Annotated in this window: 13 protein-coding genes; 2 read left to right on the top strand and 11 right to left on the bottom strand. The window is 60.5% G+C overall.

Translation table 11 applies throughout. From position 1 onward, the window contains the following. Nucleotides 1-211: 211 nt before the first annotated feature. The 11 genes from LO50_RS04185 to LO50_RS04135 form a co-directional block, all read right to left on the bottom strand. On the bottom strand, nucleotides 212-1,312 hold the full coding sequence (locus tag LO50_RS04185) for a polysaccharide biosynthesis/export family protein (RefSeq protein WP_044314203.1): 1,101 nt from the start codon (nucleotides 1,310-1,312) through the stop codon (nucleotides 212-214). 448 nt (nucleotides 1,313-1,760) lie between these two features. Further along, nucleotides 1,761-2,528, bottom strand: coding sequence for a WecB/TagA/CpsF family glycosyltransferase (locus tag LO50_RS04180; protein ID WP_044314202.1), 768 nt, complete (start codon nucleotides 2,526-2,528; stop codon nucleotides 1,761-1,763). After that, nucleotides 2,521-3,396 carry a glycosyltransferase family 2 protein gene (locus tag LO50_RS04175; RefSeq protein WP_044314201.1) on the bottom strand — a complete coding sequence of 292 codons (876 nt, stop codon included), beginning with the start codon at nucleotides 3,394-3,396 and terminating at the stop codon, nucleotides 2,521-2,523. The genes LO50_RS04180 and LO50_RS04175 overlap by 8 nt, the downstream gene beginning before the upstream one ends. Further along, nucleotides 3,356-4,609, bottom strand: a complete 1,254-nt coding sequence (locus LO50_RS04170; RefSeq protein WP_041014396.1) for a hypothetical protein — start codon at nucleotides 4,607-4,609, stop codon at nucleotides 3,356-3,358. Before LO50_RS04170 ends, LO50_RS04175 begins: the two co-directional genes overlap by 41 nt. A 44-nt stretch (nucleotides 4,610-4,653) precedes the next feature. Beyond that, entirely contained in the window at nucleotides 4,654-5,904 is a 1,251-nt protein-coding gene (locus LO50_RS04165) for a Coenzyme F420 hydrogenase/dehydrogenase, beta subunit C-terminal domain (RefSeq protein ID WP_041014395.1), read from the bottom strand. A 64-nt stretch (nucleotides 5,905-5,968) separates the two neighbouring features. Beyond that, nucleotides 5,969-7,201 (bottom strand): oligosaccharide flippase family protein, encoded by a 1,233-nt coding sequence (locus LO50_RS04160; RefSeq protein ID WP_041014394.1) that lies wholly within the window; start codon nucleotides 7,199-7,201, stop codon nucleotides 5,969-5,971. A 2-nt stretch (nucleotides 7,202-7,203) separates the two neighbouring features. After that, entirely contained in the window at nucleotides 7,204-8,391 is a 1,188-nt protein-coding gene (locus tag LO50_RS04155) for a polysaccharide pyruvyl transferase family protein (protein WP_044314200.1), read from the bottom strand. An 18-nt stretch (nucleotides 8,392-8,409) separates the two neighbouring features. Continuing rightward, a complete protein-coding gene (locus LO50_RS04150; RefSeq protein ID WP_044314199.1) occupies nucleotides 8,410-9,489 on the bottom strand; it encodes a glycoside hydrolase family 5 protein in 1,080 nt (359 codons plus the stop codon). 131 nt (nucleotides 9,490-9,620) lie between these two features. Beyond that, nucleotides 9,621-11,837, bottom strand: coding sequence for a polysaccharide biosynthesis tyrosine autokinase (locus tag LO50_RS04145; protein WP_042926903.1), 2,217 nt, complete (start codon nucleotides 11,835-11,837; stop codon nucleotides 9,621-9,623). Nucleotides 11,838-11,850: 13 nt separating this feature from the next. After that, nucleotides 11,851-12,288, bottom strand: a complete 438-nt coding sequence (locus tag LO50_RS04140; RefSeq protein WP_014820788.1) for a low molecular weight protein-tyrosine-phosphatase — start codon at nucleotides 12,286-12,288, stop codon at nucleotides 11,851-11,853. A 154-nt stretch (nucleotides 12,289-12,442) separates the two neighbouring features. Continuing rightward, nucleotides 12,443-13,870 (bottom strand): undecaprenyl-phosphate glucose phosphotransferase, encoded by a 1,428-nt coding sequence (locus LO50_RS04135; protein ID WP_044314198.1) that lies wholly within the window; start codon nucleotides 13,868-13,870, stop codon nucleotides 12,443-12,445. Nucleotides 13,871-14,245: 375 nt separating this feature from the next. Here LO50_RS04135 and yegS point away from each other — a divergent pair, with 375 nt between their 5' ends. Then, nucleotides 14,246-15,157 (top strand): lipid kinase YegS, encoded by a 912-nt coding sequence (yegS, locus tag LO50_RS04130; protein WP_044314197.1) that lies wholly within the window; start codon nucleotides 14,246-14,248, stop codon nucleotides 15,155-15,157. A gap of 118 nt (nucleotides 15,158-15,275) precedes the next feature. After that, nucleotides 15,276-16,208, top strand: a complete 933-nt coding sequence (locus LO50_RS04125) for a chemotaxis protein CheV (protein WP_014820785.1) — start codon at nucleotides 15,276-15,278, stop codon at nucleotides 16,206-16,208. Nucleotides 16,209-16,268 lie beyond the last annotated feature (60 nt).

Below are 16,268 nucleotides of genomic sequence, written 5' to 3'. Positions count from 1 at the left end.
GCTACGAAGCCGTAGCAGGCCCGTTTTCTTTTGGCCGGCCATAAAGCCGAGCCGTGCTATCGAGCCTGATCGGCTGGCCGCATAGGGGCCTATATCTGACAGGCGTCTGGTAGTTGTCAGATGCGTAGCATGGGCACAAAAAAGCCGCAGAGATCGATTGAGTCTGCGGCTTCTTTTTTTGCGTGATCGTCAGACGATCACGCAGTGCGGCTTAGCGGTTGATGTTGTATTCCGCTGCGGCACCGATGCCAACAACGTTAGCCGACGGCAGCAGCTGGCTGATGAAACGGTTCCAGCGAGTGATGTTGGCCGGACCGACGAACACGACGTCCTGCGGCTGCAGCGGGAAGTGTTTGGCCAGGGCAAGGGCGGTCGGCGACTCGGCGTTCAGCTGAAAGACCTTGGCCGGCTCGGTCATCATGTCTTCAGCTCCGCGAATGACGTACAGCGCCTCACCGTCGGCAGTCTCCTGACGAATGCCGCCTGCGGTGCCGATTGCGTCCATCAGGTTCATGCTGGTGGCTTTGAACGACAGCGCTTGCGGCAGGTTGACCTCGCCCAGCACGTAGATCTTGCGCTGGTCGTTGTATGGCAGGTGCAGCTGGTCGCCGTCCTTCAGGTAAACCTGGTGCAGCCACGAGTCCGGGCGGTTCAGCGAATCCATGTCAAGCATGTACTCACGACCGTCGCGCTTGAGCGTCAGACCGGTGAGGTCCGCGGTTTCGGTATCCACACCGGCTTGACCGATAGCCTGGGTGATGGTCATCGGAGCGGTGGTCACCGGGACTTCGCCGGCGGTGTCGAATGCACCGGATACGACGACGCGCTGGCTGCCGAAGCGCAGGATGGATACATCGACCTGCGGACTGTCGATGTAGTTGGTCAGGCGACGCGCAATCAGGGCACGCAGTTCTTCTATGGTCTTGCCCGCGGCTTCGATGTTGCCGATGTACGGGTAGAACAGGGTGCCATCGGGGCGTACCAGACGACCGTTGGCATCCAGCTGCTGCTGCGGGCCGGACGGCGCGGTCAGCTCCGGGTGGTCCCAGACGGTAATGTAGAGCAGGTCGTTGGCGCCGATGCGGTAGGCGCCGGGCTTGTAGTTGAGCAGTTCCTGCTTGCTGGAGGTGCCCGCGTCAGAGGCGAGGTGACCCTTGAGCATTTCGGGGGTGATGCGGATCAGCTGAACGGTGCCGTGCTCGGCTTCGGCGCCTTCCTTGAACTCATCGGGATCGAGGTACTGGCCGGGGGCGAACGCACAGCCCTGCAATACCAAGGCGGAAGTAAAAGCTAGAGCGATAAATGGTTTCATGGGTTGTTCATCCTTGAGGGAGTGGTTGTTGTTCAAAGAGTGAGACGGCTTGATTCACTTTTCTGCCTGAGGCGCTTGAGTAATTTTTTCGCCTTTCCAAGAGGACCGGAGTCATCACTCCACACTCCTCAGCGACCAAATTGGATCGGTAGCCAAAGTTTTTCTCCTTCCTGAATTGTTCATCTCCAGCAGCTATCTATTCAGCTACGTAGACGCGTTTTTATTTCCCTCCTGGTTGTAAAGTCAGCGGCTGTTTGGTGGGGCAGGTTTAATTCCTAAGTTCTTCACATACGGCTGCTGCGTTACCACCGAGGCGGGATGGCGCTCATGTTTAGTTAGATGTTGAATTGCCAACCTGTCACGCTCACACAGAAGGGATAGACCGTCTCGATTTCGCTGGGTTCACCGTTGTTCAGTGCAATTTCGCCCAATTTTTCGATCATTGGGATTAGCTGTCCTGTTTCGCCGGCTTGGCCTTCTGCACGCGGTAGTTTTTTTCCCGCATGAATGCCGGAACTATGAACATCGCGTCATGCGCGTAGCGTTTAACCAGCCGTTTGGGTTCGGAAAGCATGCGATGCAACCATTCGAGTTTGCAGTTCTGCATCCACACCGGGGCCCGTTTAATACTGCCGGTAGCGAACGAAATGGATGCGCCGATACAAAAGCCCATACCGGTCCGTTCGTGGCTTTCGATTGAACTGGCAAGTATTTCCTGGCGCGGTGCGCCGACAGCGTAGAGCACTAATTCGGACGGGTTTTCCCGAACGAACTGCAATGCCCGTTGCACTTCATCCGGACGATTGATGAAGCCCATCGGCGGATTGTGGTGATAGAGCGTGATTCCGGGGTAGATCGCGCGCAGTTTTACGCATTCCTCTTCGGTCGCCCCGATCAGGACGATGCGCAGGTGCTCGCGGTCTGCCCATTCCAGCAGGTCGACGGTCAGGTCGCTGCCCGGAATCACTTCTTCGATCTGTACACCGAGACGCTGCAGCAGTGGCTGCAGGATTCGGCTGTCGCACAGGCGCAGGCGAGCCTTGGCGTAAGCCTCGCGCAGTGCAGGGTTATCCTGCAGTTGCGCCAGGTGGTCGACATTGGGGGTTACCACGAACGAGTAGGGCTGCTTGACCCCCTCGCGAATGCAGTTCAGCAGCGTCGCCTTGCTGCCGGTATAGAAATTCACACCGAACGCGTGGTTAGTCTCGTTAGACACTCATCGTTACTCCCTTGAAGGCGCCCTTGATGCCGGACCAGGCGAGGCTGGGGTGGTTGAACTCCTTGATGACGGTGATCGCCGACAGGAAACAGGCCGACGCGAAGGCGAAACCCTGGCCGTAGAAGCGCTTGTTGAATCGGGTGGCGGCGCGATTGCGGTAGTAGTGATAGAACGCCGAGCGGCCGCCCGAGCTCAGCGAGCCGTAGTGGAAGAGCCGGCTGCTCGGCACGACGCGGATCGAAACGCCTTTCTTCTTCGCCTGGAACTGCCAGTCGACTTCCTCGGAGTACATGAAGTACGCCTCGTCCATCAGGCCGATGCGATCGACCAGTTTGGCCGAGAACGCAAGGCTGCAGCCCATCAGGTAATCCGGCTGCTCGCTGGTGTTTGCCATGGCTTCGAGGGTCTGGTCCTTGCCCAGCAGCTTGGCCTTGCCCAGCAGCGGGTAGAGTTTGCCGCCGCCGTAGCATTCCAGGCGCCCGGTGTCGGCGCTGAGGATGACCGAGCCGACGAACTGGCGGTCGTTCTCCTTCAGCGCATCGAGCAACGGCGCAAAGGCATCGCTATCGACATAGGTGTCGTTGTTGACGATCCAGAAAGTGCTCACTGGCAGGTTGTCCAGCGCCCAACGCAGGCCGTAGTTGTTGCCACCGGCGTAGCCGTTGTTCTCCGGGTTGGCGAGAACGGTAACGTTGTGGCGCGGCTGGGCCTCAAGCCACTGGTTGAATGCCACCACGGAGCCGTCCTGGGAGTCATTGTCGATGACCACCACATGGTTGAGAGCCGGGCAATGAGCGAGCAAGCTCTCAACGCAACTGATGGTTTCAGTAGCTGCCTTGTAGTTGAGGATAAGCGCGACGTTCATGGATGGGTTCCTGGCGGCGAAGGTGACGGGCCCTGAGGGCGTGAATGACGAACAGCAATGCGAAAACCGGTTGGCCGTATTCGAAGAATCCGTTGAGCGGCCAGATGACGAAGAACGCCAGCATCGTCGAGTAGATGAAGGTCATGTCGGTGGCAATGTTCTTGGCGATGCGGTGATAGACGAACAGTGTCATCGGGACGATGAGGAAGGTCAGAAAGCCGAAGCGGAACAGCGTTCCGATGATTCCGACATCTGACAGGAAGAAGTGCTCGCCGAAGTACGGGATGAAGCCGTCCTGCCACATCAGCGAAAGCGAGCCGCTGGGCAGCCAGTTGACCTGATCCAGATGGTCGAAGATCAGAGAAATGGTGACCGAGCGGGCGCCGTCTTCCACGCCTTCCAGCGTGCTGTCGTAGAACTCCGTGTTGAGCCCGAGAATTTCCAGCAGGCTCGGGTAGAAATAGAAAGGCGACAGCAGAATCGATAGCGAAGCCGCCCAGATGACGGCCTTGGCACGCAGACAGAACAGGGTGAAGGCCAGGCACAGGACGATCAGCTGGCGCGTCTGGGTTGCAAATACCAGGGTCAGCAGCAGTAGGGCGGCGATCACCAGATAGAAGGTCTTGTTCCGCGCGGCCCCGTTGATCGGCGAGGCGCCCTTCGACCAGATCTGGATGCAGTAGAAGTACGCCAGGCAGATCAGGTACGGACCGATTGATGATCGATCCGGGCGGTCATCCGAGCGCACTTCCGGGCGCATGTCGGGGATCACGCCGAACTTGAAGCACCACGAGAAGAACGCGGCGGCCAAGGCTGCATAGAGCAGGGCGCGTTCGAACTGCAGGGTGCTGACGCGCTTGCCGAGGAACAACAGCGGCGCAAAGCCCAGGCAGAACAGCACGCGGCGCTCTTCGATGAGCCCGAACACGATCGGTTGGCCGTAGGTGAAATAGGCGAAGATCGCCGGCATCACCAGAAACACCACCGCGCTGTACAGGCAGTAGTACATCAGGATGCGAAATTCACGCGGAGCGTTTTCCGCCGATGCCAGCAACAGCAAAATGGTGAACACGATGCTGACTGCCAGGTACGCCTCGTTCAGCCCCTTGATGCCATAGGGGTTGTGCGGGCTGTCGCCGAACACCGAAAAGTGCAGTATCAGTGCCAGGATCAGCAACGGAAAAAAGAAGAAGCGTGAACTGAAATTCGTCATCAACCTGAGTCCTTAGGTATTGGTTCCTTGAGCGCCACAGCCTTTCAAGCTGTTTCCAGCGCCCGCTTCTTGATCTTCTTGCGCCGCACCAGGAGACCGGTGAACGCCTTGAAGCTCTGGTAGAACCCGATCTCCTTTACCCCTTTGCCAAGTTCGAAGCCTTTGTACGTAGGGGTCTTGAGCAACAGCAGCTTCATCGCCAGCAGCCGCGGCAGGATCGTCGTGCGGCGGTAGTACTGGAACGGCTGAATGGAGAAGATGCTGCCCGTATCGAAAGCCTCGGCTTTGACAACGCCAGCAGCCTCCGCGTTGCGAAAAAGTTCGCGACCTTTTGCGGTGCGTACCAGAATCAGCGAATTGCCCTCGCGCTCCTCGAAGGACGGGTAGCCCTTTTCATCGCCTTCCCAGCCATCGGCGCAGACGATGTCGGCGAATTCGCCAATGCCGTCCGGGCAGATCTTGCAGCGGGTTTGCAGGTGGCGGTTGAGCACTTTTCCCCAAGAGTCGTTGTAGGTCATGGTGCGTTCGTCGCCATTCTTCAGCGTGGCCTTGGTCAGCCCCGGCCAGCCGTCGCCGCGGTAGCGGAAGGCGGTGACGTCGCTGCGTTTTACCTCCAGCTTGTCCAGCACCTGCTCGGTGCCCTGCAGGCTCGGCGTGCCGGCGCACATGAACGAGACGATGTAAGGGATGTTTTCCTTCAGCCGCGGGTTGTGCTGCTGCATCTGGCGCACGGCAGCGACGTCGCACGGCTTGCCGATGAACAGGTACTTCTCGGTGGACATGGCTACCCACTTCAGCGCTTCGCCCGGGCTGGCCGGCGCGTAGCGAGAGCCGGAAGAGGCGATGACGTTCTGCCGCGAGCGGCTGATGGTGGCGACGTTCTCCAGCGGATCGGTCTGCGAAGCCTGGATCTGGATCACGCCGTCGACCAGCTTGTTCTCCAGGCAATACTGCGCCAGCGCCGAGATCACGCCGCCGGACGAGCCAGCCTGACGGATCTCGTTATCAGCGGCGTAGCCTTTGAGCGTGTCGAGGATCTCGCCCCATATCGGATGGTAGTTCTCCGACTTGTACGGGCGAATGTCCAGATTCAGCGCCGGGCAGGACTTGGCGAAAGCGGCGCTGGTCTGCGCGTTGGCCACCGGCTTGTTCTGATACTGACTATTGAGCACCGGACGGTGGTAGCCATCGCCGGTCAGACGCATCTTGATGGCGTCGTCGTCTGCGACCGAGCTGCACATGCCACAGCCGCTGCACAAGTCGTTGTTCAGCACGCGATTCAATGAAGCTTTCATACCTGCCTTCCCTTGAGCGGCCAGTCGAGCGCGATGCGCGACCGGCAGTATTTAATGAGTTCGGTCATGCCGGCTGGCGCCGCTTGCGATAGATGTTGAGCACCGCATAACCGTAGATAAGCGTCAGGACGACCATGCCCAGAGTGGACACCCAGGGAGCCGCCTGTATCCCGTGCGAGGGGATGAAAATCCAGTAACAGAGCACCGTGATCACGCCCGAGGCGATGATTCCGAAGGTGCGTAGGAAGCCTGTGCCCATCGCCATCAGCTGTACGCCGAGACCGGCGGCGATGAAGCGCGCCGCGGTGAAGCAGGCGAAGGCCAGCCAGAGGGTGTTCAGCTCGGCGTACTCGGCGCCGAGGAAATAGTCGGTGAACAGCGGGCCGATGAAGAAGAACGCCAGCGCGAACACCAGTCCCATGCCCGCGTACTCGCCGAGGATGCGCAGGCCATAGCGGGCCAGCCCGGCGGTCTTGTTGTGCAGCTGGTAGGCGAAACGCGGGATGTGCACGCTGGCCAGCAGCACGCTGAACGGCACCGCGCCCTGGATCAGGCGCGAGCCGGCGAAGTAGATGCCTGCGGCTTCGCGCCCGGCGAGATGGTTGACGAGGATGACGTCCAGCTGGGCGAAGATGTTGGTCGCACCGCTGTCCACCGCGAAGCTGGTGGAAGACCTGAAGCGCTCGGCCAGCACCTTCCAGGAGTTGCGCAGGATGCCGCCGAGTTCGAGGATTTTCGACAGCGCGCGCAGGGCGAAAGTCGCGTAGATCAGACGTGACACCAGAAAGGCGACGCCGATGGCCAGCACATCGTTGCGCAGCAGGATCGCCGCGCCGATCAGGACGAAATGCACCAGTGCCGTCGCAGCCACGATCTTCGTCTCGCGATGGAACTGGCCAATGCTGCGAAACACCGTCAGGCCAAGGTCGCCATAGGAGGAGGCAATCGTGCCGAGCAGGAACAGCACTGCGGCAAAGCGCTCGGTGGTGTGCAGATCGAGGACGAACAGAATGATCGGCAGCAGCACGATGCAGGCCGGCAGTACCAGTACGGACTTCGCCGCCAGGCTGGCGGACATGATCTCGCCCGCGCGATGGCGCTCGGCGCCGATGTCGCGCAAGGCGCGCATGCCGAAGCCGTAGTCGGTCACCAGGGCGACGATGGTCGACCAGGTGATCACGATCGAAATGAAGCCGAAATCGCTCGGCCCCAGCGTTCGCGCGAGGATCAGCAGGGTGCCGAGCTGCACGGCGGTGCGGGCCGCCGTGGTAACCCCCATCAGGGCGTGATCGCGCATGATTATCTCTGATACGCGGCCTGAGGCTGGTGCAGGGTGGAGAGGATCTGCTCCAGCGCCACGCCGTAGGCGTCCAGCTTGCGGCGGATGATCGCGCCGCTGGCGGCAACTTCGGCCTTGAGCTGTTCACGGTCGTCCAGATGCGCGAGAACCAGCTCCAGTGCGCTCTCGGTGTCCTCGGTCTTGAGGTCCACCACGCGGTGGTAGTCGAGCGACTGATAGAGCCCGGCGAACTTGCGGCTGTAGGCCAGCGGCACGACCGGCACACCGGCGGAAAACGCACCGATGGTCGCATGCATGCGCGCGCCGACGAAGAAGTCCATGCCGCTGATGTAGGACTTGGCCTCGATCGGCCCTTTGAAGCGCGGCGCCAGCTTGAGCTCGGGATACTGCTGCTGCAGTTGCTGGGACACGGTGTAGTCGTCTTCGGCGGGGAAGCCGATCGGGATCACGTGGGGCACCAGGTGCACTTCGTGGCCGCGCTCGAGCAGGGTCCGGATAAGGCGGTCGGTCAGCGCCTTGTAGTCGGCGCGCAGGCCGAACTGATTGGCGGTGCCTTCGTATCCGCCGTGATGCAGCAGCGCCGACACGCTGAGGCCGACAGCCAGCTTGCTTGGGTCGCGCTGTTCGCTCTGGCGCTCGAAGGGCAGGGCGAAGGCGACGTCGATGACTTCGTCGCGATTGGGGATGTTCAGCTGCTTGAGCACGTCGAACGACTGGTGATCGCGGGCGAAGACCATGGTGCTCTTCTTCATCGCCCAGGCCGAAGCCTTGGTGCCCCAGTCCGACTTGAACGGGCCGATGGTCTGCGGCGAGAGGATCAGCGGAACGCGACCGCCCAGGGCCATGCCTTTGCTGACCAGCAGCTTGATCAGGCGCTTGGCACCGTAGATGTCGGAAAAGCTGTCGCCTTCGCCGATATCGAACACCGCGTCACAGGAGCTGATCGCCTGATACAGGCCGTGGGGGTTCTTCAGCAGCGCTTTCTCGTTGAACTCGATGAATTCGTAGTTGAAGCGCTCGGTGGACGGCGGGTAGTCGCAGGGCCCGGACGAACCGATGATCAGGAACTCCGGGGTGATCCCGCATTTACGCGCGGCCTCGTCGATCAGCAGCATGTTGGAAATGCTCAGGGCGCCAACCCCGAGGTTGCCGGAAGAGAACGAGTGCCATAGCAGTCCGAATTTCATGTTCGAGTCACTCCAGAATCAGTCAGCGTTGTGCGCAGGGGTAGGGCCAATGGCAGTGCAGTCGTTCGCCAGGTGTTTGCGCATGAGCTCCATCTGAGGACGGTCCTCGCCCTTGCGCGGCTCGATTGCAAGCTTGTAGGTGCCCCAGCCGGGGCCGCCGGCCCAGTAGGCGCTGGGTACGCAGTTGTCATTGAGGTAGGCGAGCAGGTTGTCCATGGCGACCGCCGCTTCGGGCAGGTCATCGGGAATGCCGTATTCGCCGAGGAAGCCTCGCTGGCCGTGTTTCTTCAGCCATTCGATGAAGGGGCGAGCGCGCTCGACGCCGATCATCGGGTCGATATCGCGGCTGGTCTGCGCCATGTACTTGCCGGAGAAATCCTGGTCGAAATACAGGTGCGCTTCGTAGACGATGCGGTCGGCCGGGTCGTTGATGAGGAAGTTGGCGTTCACCAGCGGCCAGTGGTACGCGCTGGACCAGCGCTCGCCTTCGATGAAGATCAGCGTCTGATCGTCGACTTCGCGAATCGCATCGACCGCCGCTTGCGCCGCGCCTGGCCAGAGTCCAACGGTGCCGTGTGGCTCGTTCATGATGTCGTAGCCGAGCAGGCCGCGGTGACCCTTGAAGCGCTTGGCCAGTTCGCGCCACACCGATGCGTAGGCGTCGTAAGGCACCTTGCTCGAGCCGATGAGTTCGCCGTGGTAACGACCATAGTTGTGCATGTCCAGAATGACCTTCTGGCCATTCATCGCGGCCAGATCCAGGGTCTTCTTCAACAACCGGATCTGGTCGAAGTTCAATCCGTCATCGAGCGAGTGTTGAACCCGCTCCCAGATGAAGGGAAAGCGGATCAGGCGGATGCCTTGATCGGCGTAGTACTTGAAGTGCTTCTTTTCCGGATAGAAGTAGTTCGTGCCGTTCTTGCCCGGAGTCACGTGTGGGGCAAATCCGGCGCCGGAGATATTGACCCCGAGCAGGGCGAGGCCCGTGTCGCTGGTTGGCCAATCGGCGGCGCTCGCGCCGACTGCGGACAGCGTGGCCACCAGTGCCACAGCCAGTCGTGTGAGGCGTTGTGCTGGCCGGTTGGGGTGTCTGGTCATCGCTAACACCTATCTTCGGGCAAAAGTAAGTTCCACTGACGCTCGGAAGGCCAGTTGCTCGGCAGTGAGGAAAGTGGGGGGTAGCTGCAGTGTTCTGCATGGCGACGGTGAGCCGTCGCCATGCACTCACCTTATTTGCTGGTGCTGGCGTATTCGTACTGGTAGTAGCCGTACTCGCCGTAGGTTGAAGCCTTGCGAACCACTGCGTTGAAGATGACGCCCTTGACGATCAGACCGTTCTGCTCGAGTCGACGCTTGGCTGCCTCGATTTCCTTCACACCGTTCAGCGCATAGCGGGTGACCATCAGTGTGGTACCGGCCTGGCTGCCGACCAGCGCGGCGTCGGTGACCGCCAGGATCGGCGGAGTATCGAAGATCACCAGGTCGTACATGTGGCTGATCTCCTTGACGAAGCGCGAGAAGTTCTCGTGCATCAGCAGCTCCGAGGGGTTCGGCGGCAGCTGGCCATGGGTGATCACGTGCAGGTTGTTCAGTTGGGTCTTCTGGATGGCATCGAACAGGGTGATGCGGCCGGAGAGGATGTCCGACAGACCCTTGTCGCCATCACAGCGCATGACCTTGTGCAGGTAACCCTTGCGCATGTCGGCATCGATCAGCAGCACGCGCTTGCCGGATTGTGCAACGACCGCGGCGAGGTTGGTGGTGACGAAGGACTTGCCCACTGCCGGGCTCGGGCCGGTGATCATCAGGACGTTGTTCTTGGCCTCGATCATGGCGAAGTGCAGGCTGGTACGCAGGCTGCGCATGGCTTCGGTGGCGAGGTCGGCCGGGTCGTTGATGGTCAGCAGGTAGGAGGCGGTGCTCTTGTCACGCTTGAAGTTGGCCAGGCGTTTTTCCAGAGCAGCCTGCTTGTCGGTGAACGGAATGGAGGCATACACCGGGGTGCCGGTACGCTCGATGTCTTCCGGGTTCTCAACGCCACGCTTGAGTGCTTCACGCACATAGACGAATGCGGTAGCGAGCAGGGCGCCCAGCAGGGTCGCGACGATGACCACCAGCGGCTTGTTCGGCTTGACCGGGTTTTCCAGGTCAGCGGCCGCATGGTCGATGATGCGCACGTTGCCTACGGTGCCGGCGCGAATGATGTCCAGCTCCTGGGTCTTGTTCAGCAGCATGGAATAGGTTTCCGAGGAAACTTCCACGTCACGGGTCAGGCGCAGCAGTTCCTGCTGGGTCGACGGCAGGGTGCCGATCTGCTTCTCCAGTTCTTCCTTCTGCATCTGCAGTTGGTTGATCTGGTTCATCAACGCCTGGAAGTTCGGATGCTGACGGGTGAAGCGGCGTTCCATCTCGGTACGCTTGAGGTTCTGCTCGGAGATCTGCTTCTCGAGATCGACGATGCGGTCCAGCACGGATTGCGTTTCGGCAGTGATGTCCACCGAGCCCGAGCCGGTCTGGTACTTGTTCAGGGCTGTCTGCGCAGCTTCCAGCTTCTTGCGTACGGCTGGCACCTGCTCATTCAGGAACTCCAGGCTCTGGGTGGCTTCGGCGGCATTGCGCGCGACGTTCTGGTCTACATAACGGCTGGCGACCTCTTCCAGAACGCGAATAGCGTGCTCCGGGTTGGGGTCTTCGAGGGTCACGTTGACGATGCCCGACTGCTTGCCGCGTTCGGCGGCCGACAGACGCTGCTGGTAGCTCTCAGTGGTGTTGTAGGTACGGTTCTTGACCACGGTGAAGGTGGTGCCCGGCCGTGCATTCAGCTCAGCCACGGTGACGCGGTAGTCCTCTGTCTCGACCGGCTCGCCAACGACACCCTGAACCACGACCTCGTCGTCCTTGTCACGCAGGATGAAGCCGTTGTTCTCTGCCGCTTCGAGTGTCAGCTCCTTGCCATGGACCTTGTCCGGCACTTCCAGCTGAGTGACCTTCAGCGTCTCGCCACCCCAGGCGTAAGCGCCCAGACCGGCAGGGTGCCAACCCAATTCACCTTCTTCGCTCGGCTCGAAGCGACGCGCCATGAAGCCGCCGATGATCGGGAAGTGGTGGGGGGTGATCTGGATGTCGAGATTCAGGCTGGCAACGGCACCACCAACCACCGAGCGCGACTTGAGCAGCGCGATCTCGGTTTGCGCCGGAGACACCGGCGGATTGGTGTTGACCACGTCAGTCAGGCTTGGCAGCCCGTTCTTCGGTTCGATCTGGATCATCGCGCTGGCGAGATAGACCGGCGTCGCAAGCAGGGCGTAGGCGATCCCCAGGGCTGCAAAGAACCCGGTGATGCCCAGGATCAACAAGCGGTTGTTGATGAAGGTGTCAAAGAGGTGGGCCAAGTCGATGTCCTTGTCCTCTTTGGTTTCATAGATCGGGCGGGGCATGGTTGTCATCGAAGTTCCTTCTTCATTTCAGGTAAGGAAGCCAGCTCTCGACGGATTTCGTCAGGAGATTGTGGACATGTTCAAACGCGGGTTTGGATTGGCGGTACGGGTCCGGGATTTCCAGCTCGTCCTGCCATTTACCGATGAGAAACGTTTTGCCGTGCACTTCAGGTGCGATCTGGCGAATGTGCTGAATGTGGCTATGCTCCATCGCTAGGATCAGATCCGCCTGGTGCAGCATGTGGCTGTCGACCTGGCGCGCGCAGTGAGCTGGTAGCTCCAGCCCGTTGTCCTGCAGTACTTCATGGGCGGTCTTGTCCATCGGGTTACCTACTAATGCACCAATCCCTGCCGAGCTGATCGTCAGGTCCTGGCCGCTGAGTCTGTGTGCGAACAGCGCTTCGGCCGTGGGGCTTCGGCAGATGTTTCCGACACAGACGATCAAGATGTTCTTGAACATGGGATCAACCTCGTGGCTGCAACTTCGCAGCCGCCGGGGTGCGGCCCGGGGTGAACGAATGTGAGATTTTTGGGAGTGTCATTAGTTCCTTCCTGCCGCATCTTGTGATGCGGCTTTTCTGATCTTTTTCGGCGGTGTTCAGCGCGTTTGCCGATCAGTACACATCCTTGTTGAGCAGCAGCGCTGGCGGGGTACGCACCAGGATGTAGAGGTCGAACCATACGGACCAACGCTCGATGTAATCCAAGTCGAACTCGACGCGTTTCTCGATCTTCTCCAGCGTGTCGGTTTCACCGCGGTAGCCATTGATCTGTGCCCAGCCAGTGATGCCTGGCTTGACCCGATGGCGCGCGGAGTACTCGGCCACGGCATCCTCGAACAGCACGCCGGCAGCCTTGGTAGCCGTGGCATGAGGGCGCGGACCGACCATTGACATGCTGCCGAGGAAGACGTTCAGCAGCTGAGGCAGCTCGTCGAGGCTGGTCTTGCGGATGAAGCGGCCCACACGGGTGATGCGATCATCGCCACGGATGGTTTGGCGATCGGCGTTGGCGTCCGACTTCTCGTGGTACATCGAGCGGAACTTGAAAACTTCGATCAGGCGGTTGTTGTAGCCGTAGCGCTTCTGCTTGAAGAGCACGGGGCCTGGCGAGTCGAGCTTGATCGCCAGGGCGATCGCCAGCATGACCGGCGCGGCGGCGAGCAGGGCGATGCTGGAAATGACGATATCTTCCAGACGCTTGAACATCGGCGACCATCCACGCAGCGGCAGATCCGACGCGATCAGGGTCGGCAGGCCGCCGACCTCGGTGATGCGCTTGTCGGCGTGGCGGAAGGCGACCATGTCGGGTACCAGCAGAACATTGACCGGCAGCTTGCGCAGCTCGGCGATCAACTGGCCGATCCGGCTGTCGGCGAACCAGGGCAGGGCGACCAGCACCTGGGTGACCTTCTCTTCACGGATCATCTGTTCGAGATCACGCGTGTTGCCCAGCAGCGGCAGGTTGGCCAGCTCCTTGGGCAGACGCTCGAGGCGATCGTCGATAAAGCCGAGCACGCCGGTGCGAATATCGCGGTGGTTCTGCAGGTACTCGGCAACGCGTACGCCATTGTCGGTGCCGCCGAGGATCACGGCGTTCTGCAGGAACATGCCGCGTGCCATCAGGCGACGGAACAGCGCAAGCATCGCCAGGCGTTCGGCGCCAAACAGGATGGTGCTGGTGAGGAACCAGAACGCCAGGTGTTTGGCCTCGAGATAACCGAACATGCCCATGCCTTGATGCATAAAGACCAGGAAACTGAACGCTGCCGCCCAGGCGACGAACATCACGCGGAAGCGCAGCAGGGTGCTGAACACCTCTTCGCTGTAGATGCCAACGGTCTGGAAAATGATGACGCTCAGTACCGCGAAGAAGCCGAGGAAGGCGCTGAACGGGCCGCTGGTGGGCAGCTCCATGAAGGCCAGAAGCAGGAGCCCCGGCAGGATGGCCGTCAGCGCATGTATCAGGCGAATGCTGGCAAGGAAGTAATCGACGAAACTCGGGTGAGCATATTCAAGGGTTCCAACTGACTGTACGCGCATACAAGGCTCCATCCTCAGCTCAAAGCTGGCTCAAATCTCGAATTAATCGCCGCGGCACGCGGGAGGGTGATAGCAGGCCGCCATCGCAACCGTGTTCGGGACTCCTGCTCCGACCGTGCCTCTCAGGATGAGTTCAGTACTAGTCAAAGGCCTGCCAAAAAAATGATGAAAACCACGATCTCCCTGCAAGCCACTGTTTTGAAAGAGGTTTAGACGGAACTTGCGGATGTCTGGGAAGACCTGGGTGCGCGCATCCGGTGACCGACGGCGCTATTGATCGAACTTTTGGATTAATACCGCTGCGCTTGTTTCGCACAACTTCCGGCGCCGGCTCCTGTCTTATGCAACGGTGCGAATAGCGAGGAATGAACAGCCATGAGCGATGCCAAGGCGCTGCTGATACTGCATGGAAAACAGGCGCTCAATGACGAGGTGCGCGAGGCTGTCAAACAGCAGCGTGAATTGGGCTGGGAGCTGGCGGTTCGTGTGACTTGGGAACCCGGCGACGCCCAACGGCTGGTGCAGGAGGCCTTGAGTGCGGGCTACCGAATGCTGGTCGCCGGTGGTGGCGATGGCACCCTGCGTGAAGTAGCTGAAACCATGCTGGAAGTCGAGGCGGACGCGTCGTTGGCACTGATGCCGCTGGGTAGCGCCAATGATTTCGCCAAGGCTGCCGGTATATCGCTCGATCCATTCGAATCGCTGGCGCTGCTGGACGAGCCTGCGCAGGCCGTCGATATCGGCATGATGAACGGTCGGCCATTCGTCAATATGGCCACTGGTGGCTTCGGCTCGCGAGTAACCGCCAGCACCTCGGAAGAACTCAAGCGTTTTCTGGGTGGCGGCGCTTATCTGCTGACCGGGCTGACGCGCTTTGCCGAGATCGATGCCGCTCGAGGGCGATTCAGCGGTCCGGGCTTCGAATGGGAGGGCGAGTTTCTGGCGCTAGGGATCGGCAATGGTCGCCAGGCGGGCGGGGGCCAGCTGCTCTGCCCGCAGGCAAGCATCAATGACGGCTTGCTCGATGTCTGCATAGTGCCTGCGCCGGCCGATGCCGTCGGTACGCTGGGAACATTGCTCAGCGGCGGATTGCTCGGAGTCGAGGCTGTGTCCGTCAGCGCGCGGGTGCCCTGGCTCGAGGTAGAGGCGCCGACGAAGATCGACATCAATCTGGACGGCGAGCCGTTCCGCAGCGCCCATCTGCGCTTCGAAGTGCGCGCCGGCGCATTGCGCATGCACCTGCCGCCTGACTCTCCCTTGCTGTTGCGCAATGCCGACAAGCAATAACCCCTGTTTGCCATTCCGACGGTTGCGACGCGCGGCATAAAAAACACGCTGCGTCGCATAAAGCGTTGGAGCATCCGGCCGATATGCCTTTTACCATGTTTTCCCAAGGAGCCTGGAAATGGCCGGCATTCTCGATTCAGTCGATCAACGTACCCGTCTTGTGGGGCAGAATCGCCTGGAGATTCTCATGTTCCGGCTCGGCGGGCGGCAGAAGTTTGCCATCAACGTCTTCAAGGTGCAGGAAGTCGTCCAGCTGCCGAAGATGACCCTGATGCCGCACCGCCACAGCTCGGTTTGCGGCGTGGTCAACCTGCGAGGGCAAACGCTGCCGGTGGTCGACCTGTCTCGCGCCATCGGCCTGCGACCGCTGGTGCCGGATGAGCGCAGCACCATCATCGTCACTGAGTACAACCGCACCGTGCAGGCTTTTCTGGTTGGCGGCGTGGACCGCATCGTCAACCTGAACTGGGAAGAGGTGATGCCGCCGCCAACCACGGCCGGCCGTCAGCATTACCTCACGTCCATCACCAAGGTCGATAACGAGCTGGTGGAAGTGATCGATGTGGAGAAGGTGCTCGCCGAGATCGTGCCCTACGACACCAGCATTTCCGCCGAACGCCTGGCCGATCCGATGCTCGAGCGCGCCAGAGGCCGCGAAGTGCTTTGCGTGGACGATTCCACCGTCGCCCTCTCGCAGCTGCGCGAAACCCTCAGCCAGCTCGGGCTGAAGGTTCACACCGCCAGCGACGGACTGAAGGGCCTGAACATGCTCAAGGCCTGGGCCGATGCCGGCGAGGTGCTGACCGACAAGTTGCTGATGGTCTTCACCGACGCCGAAATGCCGGAGATGGATGGCTATCGCCTGACTACGGAAATTCGTCACGACCCGCGCCTGCGTGATCTGTACGTGGTGCTGCACACTTCGCTGTCGGGCAGTTTCAACCTGGCGATGGTGCAGAAAGTCGGTTGCGACAACTTCCTTTCCAAGTTCCAGCCGGAAAAGCTCGTGGACGTGATCCAGGACCGTCTGAAAATGGAAGAGCAGGACTGATCAGTCCCTCGCTCTGTCGGCTGCTGAACATCGCAGTCGAGCCCTGATATGCTGCTGCGC

The sequence above is a fragment of the Stutzerimonas stutzeri genome, assembly GCF_000935215.1.
GTDB lineage: Bacteria > Pseudomonadota > Gammaproteobacteria > Pseudomonadales > Pseudomonadaceae > Stutzerimonas.
This window is presented reverse-complemented; position numbering and strand designations above follow the sequence as displayed.